This window comes from Janthinobacterium sp. FW305-128 (assembly GCF_020858135.1).
In the GTDB taxonomy this organism is placed as follows: Bacteria; Pseudomonadota; Gammaproteobacteria; order Burkholderiales; family Burkholderiaceae_D; genus Janthinobacterium.
In genome coordinates this window covers 351,037-367,809 of record NZ_JACYMK010000001.1, presented here as the reverse complement: position 1 = coordinate 367,809, position 16,773 = coordinate 351,037, and the positions used below count along the sequence as shown (strand labels likewise).

Annotated in this window: 15 protein-coding genes; 12 read left to right on the top strand and 3 right to left on the bottom strand. The window is 65.4% G+C overall.

The window, feature by feature from the left end; all coding sequences use genetic code 11:
- Nucleotides 1–414 precede the first annotated feature (414 nt).
- The 12 genes from IGS60_RS01710 (at nucleotide 415) to IGS60_RS01655 (ending at nucleotide 13,094) form a co-directional block, all read left to right on the top strand.
- Nucleotides 415–2,946 (top strand): M4 family metallopeptidase, encoded by a 2,532-nt coding sequence (locus IGS60_RS01710; RefSeq protein ID WP_230502024.1) that lies wholly within the window; start codon nucleotides 415–417, stop codon nucleotides 2,944–2,946.
- 242 nt (nucleotides 2,947–3,188) lie between these two features.
- Entirely contained in the window at nucleotides 3,189–4,382 is a 1,194-nt protein-coding gene (locus tag IGS60_RS01705; RefSeq protein WP_230502022.1) for a type II secretion system F family protein, read from the top strand.
- Between the two features lie 22 nt (nucleotides 4,383–4,404).
- Nucleotides 4,405–6,102, top strand: coding sequence for a GspE/PulE family protein (locus IGS60_RS01700; protein ID WP_230502019.1), 1,698 nt, complete (start codon nucleotides 4,405–4,407; stop codon nucleotides 6,100–6,102).
- The gene (locus IGS60_RS01695; protein ID WP_230502017.1) at nucleotides 6,089–6,877 is read left to right on the top strand and encodes a hypothetical protein; all 789 of its coding nucleotides are present in this window, start codon (nucleotides 6,089–6,091) and stop codon (nucleotides 6,875–6,877) included. Before IGS60_RS01700 ends, IGS60_RS01695 begins: the two co-directional genes overlap by 14 nt.
- The gene (locus tag IGS60_RS01690; protein ID WP_230502015.1) at nucleotides 6,868–7,416 is read left to right on the top strand and encodes a hypothetical protein; all 549 of its coding nucleotides are present in this window, start codon (nucleotides 6,868–6,870) and stop codon (nucleotides 7,414–7,416) included. Before IGS60_RS01695 ends, IGS60_RS01690 begins: the two co-directional genes overlap by 10 nt.
- Nucleotides 7,404–8,024, top strand: coding sequence for a type 4a pilus biogenesis protein PilO (pilO, locus tag IGS60_RS01685; protein WP_230502012.1), 621 nt, complete (start codon nucleotides 7,404–7,406; stop codon nucleotides 8,022–8,024). The genes IGS60_RS01690 and pilO overlap by 13 nt, the downstream gene beginning before the upstream one ends.
- Nucleotides 8,021–8,560, top strand: a complete 540-nt coding sequence (locus IGS60_RS01680; RefSeq protein ID WP_230502010.1) for a hypothetical protein — start codon at nucleotides 8,021–8,023, stop codon at nucleotides 8,558–8,560. Before pilO ends, IGS60_RS01680 begins: the two co-directional genes overlap by 4 nt.
- The gene (locus IGS60_RS01675) at nucleotides 8,557–10,446 is read left to right on the top strand and encodes a secretin and TonB N-terminal domain-containing protein (protein ID WP_230502008.1); all 1,890 of its coding nucleotides are present in this window, start codon (nucleotides 8,557–8,559) and stop codon (nucleotides 10,444–10,446) included. Before IGS60_RS01680 ends, IGS60_RS01675 begins: the two co-directional genes overlap by 4 nt.
- The gene (locus tag IGS60_RS01670; protein ID WP_071650276.1) at nucleotides 10,443–10,913 is read left to right on the top strand and encodes a type II secretion system protein; all 471 of its coding nucleotides are present in this window, start codon (nucleotides 10,443–10,445) and stop codon (nucleotides 10,911–10,913) included. Before IGS60_RS01675 ends, IGS60_RS01670 begins: the two co-directional genes overlap by 4 nt.
- Nucleotides 10,914–10,918: 5 nt before the next feature.
- The gene (locus IGS60_RS01665; protein WP_230502007.1) at nucleotides 10,919–11,302 is read left to right on the top strand and encodes a type IV pilin protein; all 384 of its coding nucleotides are present in this window, start codon (nucleotides 10,919–10,921) and stop codon (nucleotides 11,300–11,302) included.
- On the top strand, nucleotides 11,289–11,825 hold the full coding sequence (locus tag IGS60_RS01660) for a type II secretion system protein (protein ID WP_230502004.1): 537 nt from the start codon (nucleotides 11,289–11,291) through the stop codon (nucleotides 11,823–11,825). The genes IGS60_RS01665 and IGS60_RS01660 overlap by 14 nt, the downstream gene beginning before the upstream one ends.
- A 45-nt stretch (nucleotides 11,826–11,870) precedes the next feature.
- The gene (locus IGS60_RS01655; protein ID WP_230502001.1) at nucleotides 11,871–13,094 is read left to right on the top strand and encodes a Xaa-Pro peptidase family protein; all 1,224 of its coding nucleotides are present in this window, start codon (nucleotides 11,871–11,873) and stop codon (nucleotides 13,092–13,094) included.
- Nucleotides 13,095–13,134: 40 nt separating this feature from the next.
- On the opposite strand, the gene IGS60_RS01650 is transcribed toward IGS60_RS01655, so the two are convergent.
- From IGS60_RS01650 to IGS60_RS01640, 3 genes are all read right to left on the bottom strand, one after another.
- Entirely contained in the window at nucleotides 13,135–14,712 is a 1,578-nt protein-coding gene (locus IGS60_RS01650) for a methyl-accepting chemotaxis protein (protein ID WP_230501999.1), read from the bottom strand.
- A 61-nt stretch (nucleotides 14,713–14,773) separates the two neighbouring features.
- Entirely contained in the window at nucleotides 14,774–15,181 is a 408-nt protein-coding gene (locus IGS60_RS01645; protein ID WP_070224256.1) for a hypothetical protein, read from the bottom strand.
- Nucleotides 15,182–15,191: 10 nt separating this feature from the next.
- Entirely contained in the window at nucleotides 15,192–16,454 is a 1,263-nt protein-coding gene (locus IGS60_RS01640) for a hypothetical protein (RefSeq protein WP_230501997.1), read from the bottom strand.
- Between the last annotated feature and the right edge of the window lie 319 nt (nucleotides 16,455–16,773).

The window sequence follows — 16,773 nt, the reverse complement described above, 5'->3', positions numbered from 1 at the left end:
GCTGTATCTGGACGCGGTCATTGCCGCGTGCGCTTTTTTTGTCTTCGCGTGCTCCGCTGGGAGCAATGCGAAGAGCTAGTGTAGATCGCAACATTTAGAAAAGGCAACAGTGTTTTTCCAACAGAGCGCGCCAATAGGGGTAGTAGTCCAAAACAAAAGTTGCAGCTTGTGGTAGATCAAACTTTCCAACGATGCGATGCCGATAAATGTTCAATTCTTAACAAAAAATCGCCTGATGACCCATTTCTTGAATTTTTTGACATGGCGATCTCGACAAGTTTAGTGTCCCCCTACCCGGCGTCATGCCACCACAAAACGGCAGGCTATCCGCCCACCGCCAGGCGCGCCGGGGTGGCCATCAGGCATCGCGGCCAGCTCATTCACCATTTCCTTAACCGATACCATGGAGCAGAAATGAATTTACGTTTGACGATAGTTGCCGCATCCATCGCCGCCCTGCCGCTGATGGCCACCACGGCCGATGCCGCCACCCCGCTGCCACAGACCCTGATGGCCGCGCCGGTCGCCCTGGCTTCTCCACAAGAGACCGCCAGCCTGGTCAACAAGCTGGCCGCGCAGGCACGCAGCCGCGGTCTGAATACCGAGCATGGCTTTGCCGTCGGCGCCCAGCATCCGGGCGTCAGCGGCACGCGCGTGAGCCGCGTACAGCACACCTACAAGGGCTTGCCCGTCTTCGGTTCCGAGACGGTGGTGGTCAGCAACAGCGCCGGCGACATCGTCAGCGAATCCGTGTCGGACCGCGCGTCCGGCCTCGGCAGCGGCGGCGTCAATTCCGTCACCCGCAGCGCCACCACCGATATCGACACCACGCCGGCCGTCAGCGCCGCCGCCGCCATCGCCGCTGCCGTAAAAAGCATCGGCGTGCCGGCCGTCGACCATGTGCCGCCGCATGCGCAGCTGCTGATCTATCCCGTGATGAAAACCGTGCGCGTGGCCGGCGCCGAGAACAAATCGGAAGCCGCGCTGAACGCCCTCGACGTGCAGGACGTGGTCGACCACTACGAGCTGGCCTACCTGGTGCAGACGCGCATGATCAGCGGCAGCAAGCCCGTCTACTACGACACCATCGTCAGCGCCCGGGATGGCCGCATCCTGCGCCAATGGAAAGCCCTGAAAACCGTCGCCGGCATCGGCAACAGCCAGTACAACGGCCAGGTGCCGCTCAACACCACGCTCACGGGCAGCACCTACACCATGAAGGACCCCAGCCGCGGCACGGGCGGCAGCTTCGGCGGCATGGCCATCACGAATGCCAACCACGGCACCACCTCGGGCAGCGTGTACAGCAACACCAGCAATACCTGGGGCGACGGCCAGCAATACATCAGCGGCGGCAGCACCACCAACGCCAACGGTCAGACGGCGGCCGTCAATGCGATGTGGGGCTTGATGAACACCTACGACACGCACAAGAACGTGCTGGGCTGGTCCAGCCTGGACGGCAACAACACGGCCACCCACATCGCCGCCCACGTCAACACGGCCTACGACAACGCCTATTACGACAGCAACTGCAAATGCATGTACATCGGCGACGGCGGCAGCGCGTTCAACAACCTCGGCTCCATCGACGTGATCGGCCATGAGATGGGTCACGGCATCACGGACGCCACCTCGGGCCTGATCTACTCGCAGGAGTCGGGCGGCTTGAACGAATCGAGCTCGGACATCGCCGGCGAGATGGTGGAAGCGTATGCGCGCGCCGGCGGCACGGGCACCACGATTCCGAACACGGGCAACGATTGGATGACGGGCAAGGAGATCGCCAAGAACGGCCAGCCGCTGCGCTGGCTGTACAAGCCGAGCAAGGATGGCAGCAGCCCGAATGCGTGGAGCAGCACCATCAAGAACCTCGACGTCCACTACAGCAGCGGCCCGAACAACCGCATGTTCTACTTCCTGTCGCAAGGCTCGAATTCCACGTCCAGCAGCGACTACTACAGCTCCTACCTGAACAAAAGCCCGCTGGCCATGACCGGTATCGGCAGCGACAAGGCTTACCGCATCTGGTTCAAGGCCGCCACCACCAAGTTCACCTCGTCGACCAACTATGCCGACGCGCGCAACAAGGTGCTGCAGGCAGCCGAGGAACTGTATGGCGTGGGCAGCGCGGAATCGATCGCCGTCAAGCGCGCGTATGCGGCCATCAACGTGGGTACCGACGTCGATGAATCGACGACGGGCGGCGCGGTAACCATCACCAGCCAGCCGGCCAGCATCACCGTCGCACCGGGCGCCACCGCCTCGTTCGCCGTGGGCGCGGGTGGCGGCACGGCGCCGTACACCTACAAGTGGTACCGCAACGGCGCCGTGATCAGCGGCGCCACGTCGCCGGCCTACAGCTTCACGGCCGTGGCGGCCGACAGCGGCGCCGTCTTCAAGGCCACGGTGACGGATTCCTCGTCGCCCGCCGTGACGGCCACGTCGAACAACGCCACCTTGACGGTGGGCACCAGCAGCGCCACCGAAAGAGTGACGAACGGCGGCTTCGAGGCCGGCGCCACGGGCTGGAGCGGCACCACGGGCGCCATCGGCACATTTACGGGGCAAACCGCGTACGAAGGCACGCAGTACGCCTGGCTGGGCGGCAATGGCGTCACGGCCAGCGAATCGCTGACGCAAAGCGTGGCCATTCCGGCCGCCGCCACGTCCGCCAGCTTGAGCTTCGCGCTGCATATCGACACGGCGGAAACGGGCAATACCCTGTACGACAAGCTGGTCGTCACCGTGAAGAACAGCGCCGGCACGGTGCTGGGCACCCTGGCCTCGTACTCGAACGTGAACAAGGCGGCCGGCTACCAGATCCGCACTTTCGACCTGATCGCCTACAAGGGCCAGACCGTGCAGATCTCGTTCGCCGCCACCGAGGACGCGTCGCTGCAAACCTCGTTCGTGATCGACAAGGTCAGCCTGGTTACCCAGTAAGCGGCTGAACATGCGGGCAAGCCATCGAAACGAGGCTTGCCCGCACAGCACGATTGATTTCCTGGCAATTCCAGTCTACCCTGAGGCAGTGATTGCATCTTGCCTGCTGCCGGTACCCGCGACGAATTGAACTTTTTTGGATGGTTCCTGACCGATGCCTACTTCGACCTTGTCCGCACGCGCTTTCCCCCATTCCAGCCTGTCCATTTTTACGCCTGCCACCATGCTCGCCTGAGCCGGCCATGCAGTTCCACCTCCAGGTGCAGGGCCCGGCGGGCAGCCAGGCGCTGGCCATCGACGCCGCCAGCGAGGCCGAGGCGATCCGTGCGGCCGTGCGCCGCGGCTGGCGCGTGCTGGCCGTCGATGACGACGCCGCGCCGGACGCGGGCGCCGCGCTGCGCCCCGGCAAACAGGGCTTGCCCCTGCTGCAATTCAGCCAGGAGCTGCTGGCCCTGCTCGAAGCGGGCCTGAACCTGGGCGAAGCCATGGCCACCCTCCACAACAAGGAAACGCGCCCGGGCGCGAGGAGCACCCTGGCCGCCATCGTGCTCACCCTGCAGCAGGGGCAAAGCTTCTCCGACACCCTGGCCGGTTTTCCCGACATCTTCCCCGACATTTACATCGCCACCGTGCACGCGGCCGAACGCTCGGGCAACCTGCCCGAGGCGCTGGCGCGCTTCGTCGCCTACCAGCTGCAGTTCGACGCCATCCGCAAAAAACTCATTTCCGCCGCCATCTACCCGTGCATGCTGCTCGTCGTCGGCGGCCTGGTGACCCTGTTCCTGCTCGGCTATGTGGTGCCCAAATTCAGCGTCGTCTACGAAAGCTCGGGCCGCGAAATTCCCTGGATGTCGCAAATGCTGCTCGGTTTTGGCCAGACCCTGGCCGCGCATCCGCTGCTGTGCGCCGGCGCGCTGGCCGCCGCCGTCGGCGCCGTGGTCTTCGGCGTCGCCAACCGCGCCATGCGCATGGCGCTGGTGCTGCGCCTCTTGCGCCTGCCCGTACTGGCGGAGAAGGCGGCCGAATTCCGCCTGGCCCGCTTCTACCGCGCCCTGAGCCTGCTGCTGCACGCGGGCATCCCGCTGCATAAAGCGCTGGCCATGGTCGGCCCCATGCTGCTGCCGGCGCAGCAGGAGCAGCTGGCGCAGGCGCGCCGCGCGGTGCAGGAAGGCATGCCGTTTTCCACCGCGCTGGAACAGGCCGGCATGGCCACGCCGGTGGCGCAATCGCTGCTGAAGGTGGGAGAAAATACGGGCCGCCTGGGCGACATGCTGGAACGCTCGGCCAAGTTCCACGACGAGGAATTCGCCCGCTGGGTGGACTGGGCTTCGCGCCTGCTCGAGCCGCTCTTGATGACCATCATCGGCGTGGTGATCGGCGGCGTGGTGGTGCTGATGTACATGCCGATCTTTGAACTGGCGGGGAGCTTGTCTTGAACCTTATCGTGAAGGTGCTGCCATGAACGCGCGCGACGAAGAACGGGCCGTGCTCGATGCGGCCATGCTGCGCCGCGCCCATGCCAGTGCGCTGGAACAGGGCCGCCCGCAGATGGCCGTGCTGCAGGAAACGGCGGCCCTGCCGCCCGAAGTGTTTTTGCGCCAGCTGGCCGCCCTGTTCCGCTACCCGGCCTGGACGATGGCCGAACTGCAGGCCGCCCTGCCCGCCTTTTCCCTGCTGCCCTACACCGATTGCGCCCAGCGCGACTGCGTGCTGCTGCAGCCCGATGCCCCGGGCGCGCCGCCCGTGCTCGTCATCGGCAATCCCTTCAGCGAGGACCTGCTGCAATGGGCCGACTTCGCCCTGTCCACGCCCTTCACGGTGGCGCTGGCGCATCCGGACGACCTGGTCGCCTACCTGCAGCAGCAGGAAAGCGTGCAGCAGGCGATGCAGGAAATGCAGCACGGTGATGATCTGCCGGGCCTCGACCAGAGCATCGAAGACATCTCGCTCATCCGCATCAGCGAAGACAGCAGCCCGGTCGTGAAACTGGTGAACTCCACCATCTACGATGCCCTGAAATTCCAGGCCAGCGACATCCACCTCGAATGCGACGTGGCCAGCCTGGTCATCAAATACCGCGTCGACGGCGTGCTGGTGCAGGCGGGCCAGGTGCAGGGGCTGCAGATGGCCGAGCAGATCATCTCGCGCATCAAGGTGATGGCCGACCTCGACATCGCCGAGCGCCGCATCCCGCAGGACGGCCGCTTCAAGGTGCGCGTAAAGGGGGCGGAGATCGACTTTCGCGTTTCCATCATGCCCAATATCTTTGGCGAGGATGCCGTGTTGCGCCTGCTCGACCGGCGCGCGCTGACGGAAGCGGCGCAGGCGCTGCGCCTGGAAAGCCTGGGCCTGAACGAGGATGCCATCGAACAGATCCGCCGCCTGGCCGCCAAGCCGCACGGCATGCTGCTGGTGACGGGCCCCACGGGCTCGGGCAAGACCACCACCTTGTACGCGGCCATCACGGAAATCAACACGGGCCGCGACAAGATCGTCACCATCGAAGACCCCGTCGAGTACCGGCTGCCGCGCGTGCTGCAGATACCCGTCAACGAAAAGAAGGGGCTGACGTTCGCGCGCGGCCTGCGCTCCATCCTGCGCCACGATCCCGACAAGATCATGATCGGCGAAATCCGCGACGACGAAACGGCGCAGATCGCCGTGCAGGCGGCGCTCACGGGCCACCTGGTATTTACCACCGTGCACGCGAACAACGTGTTCGATGTGGTCGGCCGCTTCCTGCACATGGGCGTCGATGCCTACAGCTTTGCGGCCGCCCTGAACGGCATCGTGGCGCAGCGCCTGCTGCGCCTCAATTGCGCCCATTGCGCCGTCGACGCCAGCGCTGAGGTGCTGGCCGACGCGCAGCAGCTGCGCGACAGCGGCCTGGCCCTGCATCAGGTGCAGGACTGGCAATTCATGGCCGGCAAGGGCTGCGGCCACTGCCGCGGCACCGGCTACAAGGGCCGCAAGGCCGTCGCCGAGGTCTTGATGCTCAGCGATACGATGCGCGAAATGATCTGCACGCGCGCGCCCCTGAGCCAGATGAAGGAAGAGGCGGCGCGCAACGGCTTCCGCCTGGCGCGCGAGGCGGGCCTCGACCTCGTGCGGCGCGGCGAAACCACTTTAGCGGAGCTCAATCGTGTCACTTATTGAACGCCTTACCCGCGCCACCGTGTGCCTGCACCTCGCCCCGCACGGGCTGCACGGCGTGCAGCGCCGCGCCGGCCGTCCCCTGCCCGACAGCGCCTTCCACCTGCCCATTGCGAATCCCGACGCCAGCTGGGAAGTGGCGCTGGCCGCCCTGCGCGGCTGGCTTGAACACGATGGCGGCAAAAAAATTCCGCTGGCCGTCAGCCTGGCCAGCCGCTGGTGCGCCATGCTGATGGTACCGTGGAGCGGTGCCTTGCTCGACCGGAGCAGCGCCCAGCGCTTCCTGCACAGCCAGTTCGGCGCCGTGTATGGCGAGGGTGCGCGCGCCTGGCGCCTGGTCGCCGACGACGCCCCATACGGCACGCCGCGCCTGGCCTGCGGCATCGATACGGCCCTGCTGCAAGGCGTGCAGGACGCGGCGGCCGCGCATGGCCGGCGCTGCCTGTCCATCGAACCGATCGCCGGAGCGGCCTGGCGCAGCATCGCCGGTGCCAAGCCCGACGCCTTCGCCCTGGTGGAAGCGGGCCGGCTGCTGCTGGCAACGACGGGCGGCGGACGCATCACGGCCCTGCACAGCCAGTCCTGCGCCGCGGCCTGGGGCGATGAACTGGACCGGGCATGGCGGCGCTGGAACTTGCGCGCGCCGCAGCTCGACGCCATCGAACACGTGGCCCTGATCGACTTGAGCGGCGCGCCGCAGGCGAACGTGCCCGAACGCTTCGCGCCCATCGCCGTGGCCGGCCCCGCCCACCTGATGCGGGAGGCCGCATGGGCCTGAGCCGCCTGGAATTCCTGCCGCCCGGCGCCGCGCAGACGTTCAAGGGCTGGCGCCTGGCCCTGTGCCTGGCGGGCGGCTTGATGCTGCTGCCGGCCGCTGTGTACTGGCTGGTGCAGGCGCAGGAAACGCGGCGCCTGGAAGCGCAGCTGGCGCAGCTGCAGCCCGCGCGTCCCGTGCGTGCTCCGCTCTCGGCGAACCAGCAGCGCGAGCGCGACCTCGAACTGAAACAGGTGGCCGCCGCCGTGCGCCAGCTCAACCTGCCCGTCACGCGCCTGGTCAGGACGGTGCAGGCGCCGCGCGACGTGCGCGTGGCCCTCCTGGGGCTGGACCTGAACGCGCAGCAGGGACAGGATGGCGCCAGCGTGCTGAAAATCGCCGCCGAGGCGGAAACCCCGCAGGACATGCTCAATTACCTGGCCTTCCTGAACCAGCAGCCCATGTTCAGTTCCGTGTATCTGCTCAAGCACGAGATGAACAGTAACGCGAACGCGCCCGCACACCCTTACCGTTTTCAGCTGGAGGCGCAATGGCGGCAATAAAACCCGTGTTAAAAGCCGGCACGCCCGTGGCCCGGCCGCGCCTGCAACTGCGCCTGCCCCCGCGCCTGGCGTGGGAAACGGCGCGTCTGTGGCGTGCCCTGGGCTGGCCCAGCGCCATCGGCGCGGCAAGCCTGGCGCTGGCCGCCGTCGCCATGCAGCAGGGCGAGGCGCTGGCCGGACGCCAGCAGCCATTGCGCGCGCAACTGGCCGTGATGGCGAAACAGGCGGCGCTGCCGCCGGCGCCCGTCACGCTCGACGCCGATGCGGACAGCCTGGCCGCCTTTCACGCCTACCTGCCCGCGCACGACAGCATTCCCGAGCAGCTGAAGGCCTTGCTGGAAGTGGCGCAAAAGAGCGGCGTCACCCTGGCCAAGGCCGACTACAAGCCGCAGGAAGACGGCAACACGGCCTTTTTGCGCTACCAGATCACCTTGCCGGTAAAAGCCGAATACGCGCAGCTGCAAACCTTTATCGTCGACGCCCTGCAAGCGTTGCCCACGCTGACGCTCGACTCCGTGCTGTTCAAACGCGAGCAGATCGAAGCGGGCGAGATCGATGCGCGCATCCAGTTCATCCTGCTGGTCAAGAAGCCGGAGGCGCGCCGATGAAAAAAGCCGTACTGGGGGGCGCCGCCGTGGCGACCTTGCTGGCCGCCCTCTTCGCCCCGGAGGACGAAGGCAGCATCGTGGGGCCGGCCACGGCCACGCCGCGCCAGGTGGAACGGGTGGCGGTCGCGCCCCTCGTCGCCGCCACTGCCGCTGCGCCAGCCAATCGCGCACTGGCCATCGAACCGCGCCGGGTGCTCGACGACGAAGAAGCGGCCACCCTGTTCGCCAAGCAAAGCTGGCAGCCGGAGACACCGAAAAAGATCATGCTCGACCAGCAGGCCGCGCAGGCCACGCGCACTGTCGCCGCCGTCGACGCGAACGCACCGCCGCCTTTGCCCTTCCAGTTCCTTGGCCGTTTCGTCGACGAAGGCAAGGCCGCCTATTTCCTGCAGGCGGGCGAACGCAACGTGGTGGCGCGCCCCGGCGACACGCTCGAAGAGCGTTATCGCTTCGACGGCGTGGTGCAGGGAGCCCTGCAATTTACCTATCTGCCGCTCAACCTGAAACAGACACTCGCCGTAGGGGATATCAATTGAAACGACGCACACCACGTACTGGCATCACCCTGCTGCCGATGCTGTCCCTGCTGGCCGCCTGCGCCGGCAACCAGGCCTATACCGACGGCCAGGCCATGCTGGGCGCCGGCCGCACGGAACAGGGACTGGCCCTGCTGGAACAGGCGGCGCAGGCCGAACCGACCAACGCCAAGTACCGCATCGCCGTCACCAACGGCAGGATGCGCGCGCTCAACAACCTCAATAGCCGCGCCGAGGCGCTGCGCCAGCAGGGCAAGCTGCCCGAAGCGCAAGCGCTGTACCAGCAGGCGCTGGCGCTGGACGCCAGCAACGACGTGGCGCAGCGGGGCCTGGCCGGCGTGGCGCAGGATGAACGGCACCGCAAGCTGGTGCAGGAGGCGCAGTCCAGCTACCAGCGCGGCGGCGAAGCGAATGTCGCGCAGGCGCAGGAAGCCTTGCGCCAGGTGCTGCAGGAGCGTCCCGCGCAGCGCGAGGCGCTGGCCCTGAAGGGCCGCATCGGCGACGAGCTGGCCAAAAGCCGTCCGGCCGGCGGCAAGCTGGCGGCTGCCTACCGCAAACCCGTGACGCTCGAGTTTCGCGACGCGCCCCTGCGCTCCGTGTTCGATCTTCTCAGCAAGGTGTCGGGCCTGAACTTCGTCTTCGACAAGGAAGTCGATCCCGCCCTGCGCGCCACCATTTCCGTGCGCGACACCAGCATCGAAGAAGCGATCGCCATGCTGCTGGGCGCGAACCAGCTCGAGCAAAGCGTCACCAGCGACAAGTCGATCACGATCTACCCGAACACGCCGCAAAAGGTAAAGGATTACCAGCAGCTGGTGGTACGCACTTTTTTCCTCGCCAATGCGGACGTCAAGACGGTGGCGTTCTCCATCAAGACCCTGCTCAAGGCCAAGGATGTCGTCACCGACGAACGGCTGGGCATCATCATGCTGCGCGATACGCCGGAAATGGTGCGCATGGCCGAGCGCATCATCAACGTGCAGGACCTGGCCGACCCGGAAGTGATGCTGGAAGTCGAGGTGCTGGAAGTCAAGCGCACGCGCCTGATGGAACTGGGCGTGCGCTGGCCCGACCAGGCCAGCCTGACCCTGGCCGGCGTCGCAGGCAGCACGGGAGGCCTGGGCGGCCTGAAGGTGGCGGACCTGCACCGCATCAATGGCGACAATATCAACCTGGGCATCGGCGGCGTCACCCTCAACGCCAACAAGACGGACAGCGACAGCAATATCCTGGCCAACCCGCGCATCCGCGTGCGCAACAAGGAAAAGGCGAAGATCCTCATCGGCGACCGCGTGCCCGTCATTACCGTCACGACGAACAACGGCGTCAGTTCCGACAGCGTCAACTACATCGACGTGGGCCTGAAACTCGACGTGGAACCGAACGTCTACCTGGATGACGAGGTGGCCATCAAGATCAACCTGGAAGTATCGAACGTCGTCAAGGAAGTGATCAGCAAAACGGGCACGCAGGCTTACCAGATCGGCACGCGCAGCGCCTCGACCGTGTTGCGTTTGAAAGATGGCGAGACGCAGGTGCTGGCGGGTCTGATCAGCGACGAAGACCGGGGCACGGCCAACAAGGTACCCGGCGTGGGCGAACTGCCCGTGCTGAACCGCCTGTTCGGCAGCCAGAAGGATGACGCCATGCGCAGCGAGATCGTGCTGTCGATCACGCCGCGCCTGCTGCGCAGCATCCGCCGCCCGGACCTGATGACGGCCGAATTCAACTCGGGCACCGAGGCGTCCGTGGGCGAGCGCGCCAGCGTGGGCGGCACGCCGGAAGCCATCGCCGCGCCCGAGCAGGCCGCGCCACGCGCCGGCTCGCCCATGACGGGCGGCGACGAGGCGCCCGCCGCCGACAAGACAAGCAAAGGTGGCCAGTGAAGCATAAAGGCTTTACCTTCATCGAACTGATGATCACCCTGGCCATCATGGCGACCCTGGCCACGGTGGCCGTGCCGATGGCGCAGGTGGCCTTGCAACGGGCCAAGGAGCAGCAATTGCGCAGCGCCCTGATCGAGATGCGCGAAGCGATCGACGCCTACAAGCGCGCGTCGGACAATGGCCGCATCAAGCTGTCGCTGGGCGCATCGGGCTATCCGAAAAAACTCGAGGAACTGGTCGAGGGCGTGCCTGACCAGCGCAGCCCGTCGAAGCAGAACATCTACTTTTTGCGCCGCCTGCCGCGCGACCCGTTCCAGCCCAGGGAAGCCGGCAGCGCGGCCGACAGCTGGAGCAAGCGCGCCTATGCCTCGCCGCCCGACAATCCCAGCGAAGGCGAAGACGTGTTCGACGTCGCCTCGCGCTCGACCAAGGTGGGCCTGAACGGCGTGCCGCTCAATCAATGGTGACCGCCATGCATACCCCGACCATACGCCGCGGCTTTACCCTGGTCGAACTGCTGGTGGTGCTGGCGATCATCTCGCTGCTGCTGACGATCGCCATCCCCCGCTATTTCGGCTCGGTGGAAAAATCGAAGGAAGTCGCCCTGAAGGAAAACCTGCAGGTGCTCAGGAGCGGCCTCGATAAATACTATGCCGACAAGGGAGAATACCCGGCCGCGCTGGCCGACCTGGTGACCCACCATTACTTCCGCAGCGTGCCGCTGGACCCCGTCACGGAGTCGGCCGCCACCTGGCAATTGATCCCTTCGCCCAATGGCGAGATCGGCGGCGTGGCCGACGTGCGCAGCGGCGCCAAGGGCAAGACGCGCGAGGGCATTCCGTTTGAACAGCTCTAGTTTCCGGCGCCGCGCACGGGGCTTCGCGTATATCTGGACCCTGATGCTGGTGGCATTCATGGGCGTGGGCCTGGTGCTGGCCAGCGAACTGTTTGCCACGGCCGCGCGGCGCGAGAAGGAACGCGAGCTGCTGTTCATCGGCCATGAATTCCGCAACGCGCTGGGCCGCTACTACGACAGCACGCCGGCCGACGGGCGGCCCCGCTATCCCTTGACCCTGCAGGAACTGCTGCGCGACCCGCGCTTTGCCAACGCCCGGCGCCATTTGCGCCGCCTGTATGCGGACCCCGTCACGGGCAAGGCGGAATGGGGGCTGCTGCGGCAGGAGGGACGCATCGTCGGCATCCATTCGCTGTCGCCGCAGCTGCCCATCAAGCAGGACAACTTCCTTGACGAAGACGCCAGCCTGCGCCGCAAGCAGCGCTACGCGGACTGGCAATTCACGTATCCGCACGACCTGGTGCTGGCTCCGCCCGATGCGGCCGGCGGCACGCCCGGCCTCAAGCCGAAAGGCGCGAACTGATATCATGCCCGCATTCCATATTCAGCATCGAGCAAAGGAGCAGGCATGAGCATAGGTGGCACTTCCATCGAACAGGCATTGGCATCGCTGTCGGACATGACGGGCGGCATGGTCGCCATCGGCAAGGAGGAACATGCGCAACGCATCGCCAAGGCGCAAGCGTTCATGCGCGAACAGGGCATCGCCGCCATCTACCTGAACGCGGGCGCCAACCTCACCTATTTCACGGGCACCAAATGGTATGCCAGCGAACGCATGGTGGGCGCCATCCTGCCGGCCAGCGGCGACATCGAATACATCGCTCCCGCCTTCGAGGAAAGCACCCTGCAAGGCTTCATGCTCATCGAGGGCAAGGTCAATTGCTGGGAAGAGCATGAAAGCCCGTACCAGCTGTTCGTCGATGTGCTGGCGCGCATGGGAATCGCCCAGGACGCGAATCAACCGCCGCGCGTGGGCATCTGCGAAAGCGCCGCCTTCTTCATCTATGACGGCATCAAGCCGCTGGCGCCCGGCTACGCGCTGGAAAACGCGCGCACCGTGACAGCGTACTGCCGCAGCAGAAAATCACAGGCGGAAATCGCCCTGATACAGCGCGTGATGGACATGACCCTGGCCGTGCATGTGGCCACGGCCAGCATGCTGTACGAAGGCATCACGACGGTGGAAGTGGAGGAATTCATCCAGCGCGCGCACCGCAAAGTGGGCGCGCCCCGCTCGTACTTCTGCATCGTGCTGTTCGGCGAGGCGACCGCCTATCCGCATGGCGTCAACTACGTGCAAACCCTGAAGGCGGGCGACACGGTGCTGATCGACACGGGCTGCCAGGTAATGAACTACATCTCCGACATCACGCGCACCTATGTTTTCGGACAGATCAGCGAACGCCAGCGCAGCGTATGGAACAGCGAAAAAGCCGCGCAAGCCGCCGCATTCGCGGCCGCCCAACTGGGCGTGCCGTGCGGCGACGTGGACCGCGCCGCGCGCGTCTCGCTGGAAGCGGACGGCTACGGCCCCGGCTACAAGCTGCCCGGCCTGCCGCACCGCACGGGCCACGGCATCGGCCTCGATATCCACGAGTGGCCTTACCTGGTGGGCAACGACACGACGCCGCTCGACGTGGGCATGTGCTTCTCGAACGAGCCGATGATCTGCATCCCCGGCGAATTCGGCATCCGCCACGAGGACCATTTCTACATGACGGAAAACGGACCGCGCTGGTTCACGCAACCGGCGCACAGCATCGACGATCCGTTCGGCTTGCGCGCATAAGCCGGCGCTCCTGTGTTGGATTACGCTGCGCTAATCCAACCTACGCATACGCCAATACCTGGTAGGTCGGATTAGCGCGCAGCGCGTAATCCGACACAGCACCCTGCGCCAGCTTGAACACGGCCAGCGCCGTACCCAGCTGCACGGCCTGTTCCTGCAGCGATTCAGCCGCCGCCGACGCTTCTTCCACCAGCGCGGAATTCTGCTGCGTCATCTGATCCATGCTGCCGATGGCCACGCCGATGTCGCCAATGCCGGCACTCTGCGCCTGGCTCGCGGCACTGATCTCGGCCATGATGTCGGCCACCTTTTTCACGGAATCGACGATCTGGCCCATGGTCAGACCCGCCTCGTCGACCAGCTTCGAGCCGACATTCACCCTGGCCACCGAATCGCCGATCAGTTGTTTGATCTCGCGCGCCGCTGCCGCGCTGCGCTGCGCCAGATTGCGCACTTCGGACGCCACCACGGCAAAGCCGCGCCCCTGTTCGCCGGCGCGCGCCGCTTCCACGGCCGCATTCAAGGCCAGGATATTCGTCTGGAAGGCGATGCCATCGATGACGCCGATGATGTCGACGATGCGTTTGGATGCATCGTTGATCTCGCCCATGGTGGTCACGACCTGGCTGACCACCTGCCCGCCCTTCACGGCAACCGACGATGCCGACACCACCAGCGCATGCGCCTGGCCCGCGTTGGCGGCGTTGTCGCGCACGGTGGAGGTCAGACTGTCCATGCTGCGCGCCGTCTGGTCCAGGCTGCCCGCCTGCGATTCCGTGCGCGCGGCCAGGTCCGCATTGCCCTGGGCGATTTCCGCGCTGGCCACCTGAATGGTTTCGGCCGACGCCTTGATATCGGAGACCATGCCGCCAAGCTTGGCGCGCATGTCCTTCAGCGCCGCCAGCAGGCTGTCCTGGTCGCCCGCCTCGGTCACGATGTGCATCGACAGGTCGCCATCGGCCACGGCGCGCGCGATCTGGCGCGCATATTCGGGTTCGCCGCCCAGTTGCTGCCAGATGGCGCGCACGACGAAATGCGACACGGCCACCAGGCAAACGATGACGGCCAGCGCCACGGCGATGCTGGTATTGAGCGCATTGCGCACATTGGCCGCGCTGCGTTCGATGCCCTGCCTGAACTGCGCTTGCGCCTGTTCGTTGGTCTTTGCCAGGTCGGCATTGAGCACCGCCAGCGCGCCCTGCATGCGCGCCACGGTCGCCTGCGGGTCGCCCTCTTCCATTTCCAGCATGATGCGCGCCGCGCTCAGGGCCGGCGCATAGTAGGCATCGAATTCCTTGGCCAGCCGCGCGCCGTGCTCGCGCTGGCCGGGGATCGCCGCAAAGGCGGCCAGTTTTTCGCGCAGCTTGACGGCCTGGCCGCCGACTTGCCCGATGCGTTCCTTGTCGCCTTCGCTGACGGCGTCGCGCAGGGCGTCGCCGACGGCGGCCACGTCCAGGGTCAGCGACTTGGCCATGTCAAGCACGGGATAGTCCGCGCTTTCCGTGGCGTGGATGGAATTGAGCGTGGCCGTGGACAGGTAGGCGCTGACGGCCAGTCCCAGCCCGAAAATCACGGCCGAGACGACAGGCAGCGCCCATATCTTGCGTTTGATGCTCATTGCTGTCTCCTGATTCTGATGAATTATCGGGCCGCCGCATGGCGTGCGGCCCGGGCCGGCTTTATGGCGCCGTCAGCACCACTTTGACGCTGGCGTCGACGGCACTCTTTTCGATATAGCCGATGGCTTTCGGATCGGCAGCCACGGCCTTCTTCACGTCGGCGCTATTGGCCACTTCCTTCGGCAAGGTGGCCTTGCCCGTGAAGACCAGCTTGGACCACAGGGCCTTCGCTTGCGACGGTTCCTTGTCCGTCACCTTCTTGTAGAACTCGGCGCGCACGGGGGCGCTTTCCGGCTGGTCGATCGGCGTCATGGCCGTCGATTTGCCGAGGAAGAATTGCGCCACCTGTTCATTCGTCATGGCGCCGGCGGCGCTTTTCGGATTGACCACCACGACCACTTCGGCCATGGCGGGAACGGCGGTCGACAGCGCCAGCAAGGCAGCCACATTCAAGATCAATGGTTTCATGCGGCGCTCCTCAGAAAACGAAATCGATGGCGGCGGCAGCCACCGTGACGGGGCCATGGAAGCCCGGCTTGGCTTGCACGAACAGGCCAGGGCCATTCTTCGGCTTGATGCGGTCGATCTGCACTTTCAGCGCGGCCGAACGGTGGAAGTCCCAGCGCACGCCGATGCTGTCCGTCGATTGCTCGAGCTGGTTGCGCATGGTGGCCAGGGTCTCGACGCCGGCCGACAGGGCGCGCAGGGTCGGCGTACAGGCGGCCGGATAGCCGGCAGGGCAGGATGCGGGCACGGTGTTGTTCACGCGGCCATCGGCCTTCAGGCTGGCGTGGCTGTAGTAGGGCAGGAAACCACCGATGCGGTAGCCGCCCATCACATACCACGAGGTGCTGTCGCTGACATAGCTGTCCGTCTTGCGCTTCGCATATTCCGACTGCAGCAGCACATTGTTCCAGTCCAGGCCCAGGCCCACGGAGGTAAACGACGCCTTCTTGTCCTTGACTTCCAGCGCATCGGCCAGGGCGCCCAGCTGGGCGATCCGGTAGCCGCTGCCGGCCGCGCGCAAGCTGCCCATCAAGGTGTTCAGGCTCGGCGAATCGTTGATCGTCAACCTGGTCTCGGCCCGGCCGAAGCGCACGGTGACGGGGCCATGTTCAGCCACCACGTTCAAGGCGACGATGGACTTGCCTTCCACCTGCACAGTCGAAGCGGGACCCGTGGCCAGGGTGGCCTTGGTGCGGCCCAGCGCCAGCTGCGTGGTGATGCTGGTGTCGCCCGCGCTGAACTGGTAGGTGCCGTCGATGCCGTCGATGCTATTGAGGGGCACCTGCGAATACATTTCGCCGGGCGGGCGCAGCATGGTGTTGGCATAGCCCACATTGCGATAATCGGAAATCATGAAGACGGGCAGGCCCATGCGGCCGACGCGCACGCTGAAGCTGTCCGACACCTTGGCCTTGGCGAAGGCCCACGCCAGTTCGGCGCCGACATCATCTTCGCCATCCTTGCGCGCCAGGCCCTGCACGGTGGCCGACAGCCACGGGTTGACGGTGACATTGGCTTGCAAGCCCAGGTTGGAATCGACGCCCGTGCGGGCGGTGCGGCCGGCGCCGGCAGCCTGGTTCGGGCGCGCGAACTGCGCGTTGTCGGTATCGGCCATGGTCAGGGCGGCCGTGCCGTAACCACTGATCTTGACGGCGGGGCCAACGGCCTCTTCGGCGTAGGCATGGCTGATGGCCAGGGGCATGGCCAACAGGAAAATCAGGACGTGTTTATTCATAGTAATTAAATACCCGTAGCGGTGAACGTTAATCGTGGAATGGAACTCGCGGTCGAGGGCTCACCGGCCGTAAAAGGCCGGGTCCGTTTTTTTCGCGCCGCCATCGCCTTGGGCGTGCATGGCGGCGTGACCAGTGAGTAAAACCATGCTACATAGAAAAGGTTTTACGTTGGAAAGTTTTCTTGCGGCAATGAGCGAATTCGCCGCTTTTGATGAAAAAAGCACGCGTTCTAGAGGGGTTTATCTAAATAGCACGCTGTGCAAAACCACACTTAGCCTATATTTTTCATACACTTATGGATAATTCAAGACCAAAAGA

What these genes read in the sequence shown, in the direction of transcription:
- IGS60_RS01710 (WP_230502024.1), top strand. Translation starts at nt 415, where the DNA reads ATGAATTTACGTTTGACGATAGTTGCCGCATCCATCGCCGCCCTGCCG.
- pilO (WP_230502012.1), top strand. Translation starts at nt 7,404, where the DNA reads ATGGCGGCAATAAAACCCGTGTTAAAAGCCGGCACGCCCGTGGCCCGG.
- IGS60_RS01680 (WP_230502010.1), top strand. Translation starts at nt 8,021, where the DNA reads ATGAAAAAAGCCGTACTGGGGGGCGCCGCCGTGGCGACCTTGCTGGCC.
- IGS60_RS01705 (WP_230502022.1), top strand. Translation starts at nt 3,189, where the DNA reads ATGCAGTTCCACCTCCAGGTGCAGGGCCCGGCGGGCAGCCAGGCGCTG.
- IGS60_RS01650 (WP_230501999.1), bottom strand. Translation starts at nt 14,712, where the DNA reads ATGAGCATCAAACGCAAGATATGGGCGCTGCCTGTCGTCTCGGCCGTG.
- IGS60_RS01645 (WP_070224256.1), bottom strand. Translation starts at nt 15,181, where the DNA reads ATGAAACCATTGATCTTGAATGTGGCTGCCTTGCTGGCGCTGTCGACC.
- IGS60_RS01640 (WP_230501997.1), bottom strand. Translation starts at nt 16,454, where the DNA reads ATGAATAAACACGTCCTGATTTTCCTGTTGGCCATGCCCCTGGCCATC.
- IGS60_RS01690 (WP_230502015.1), top strand. Translation starts at nt 6,868, where the DNA reads ATGGGCCTGAGCCGCCTGGAATTCCTGCCGCCCGGCGCCGCGCAGACG.
- IGS60_RS01655 (WP_230502001.1), top strand. Translation starts at nt 11,871, where the DNA reads ATGAGCATAGGTGGCACTTCCATCGAACAGGCATTGGCATCGCTGTCG.
- IGS60_RS01700 (WP_230502019.1), top strand. Translation starts at nt 4,405, where the DNA reads ATGAACGCGCGCGACGAAGAACGGGCCGTGCTCGATGCGGCCATGCTG.
- IGS60_RS01665 (WP_230502007.1), top strand. Translation starts at nt 10,919, where the DNA reads ATGCATACCCCGACCATACGCCGCGGCTTTACCCTGGTCGAACTGCTG.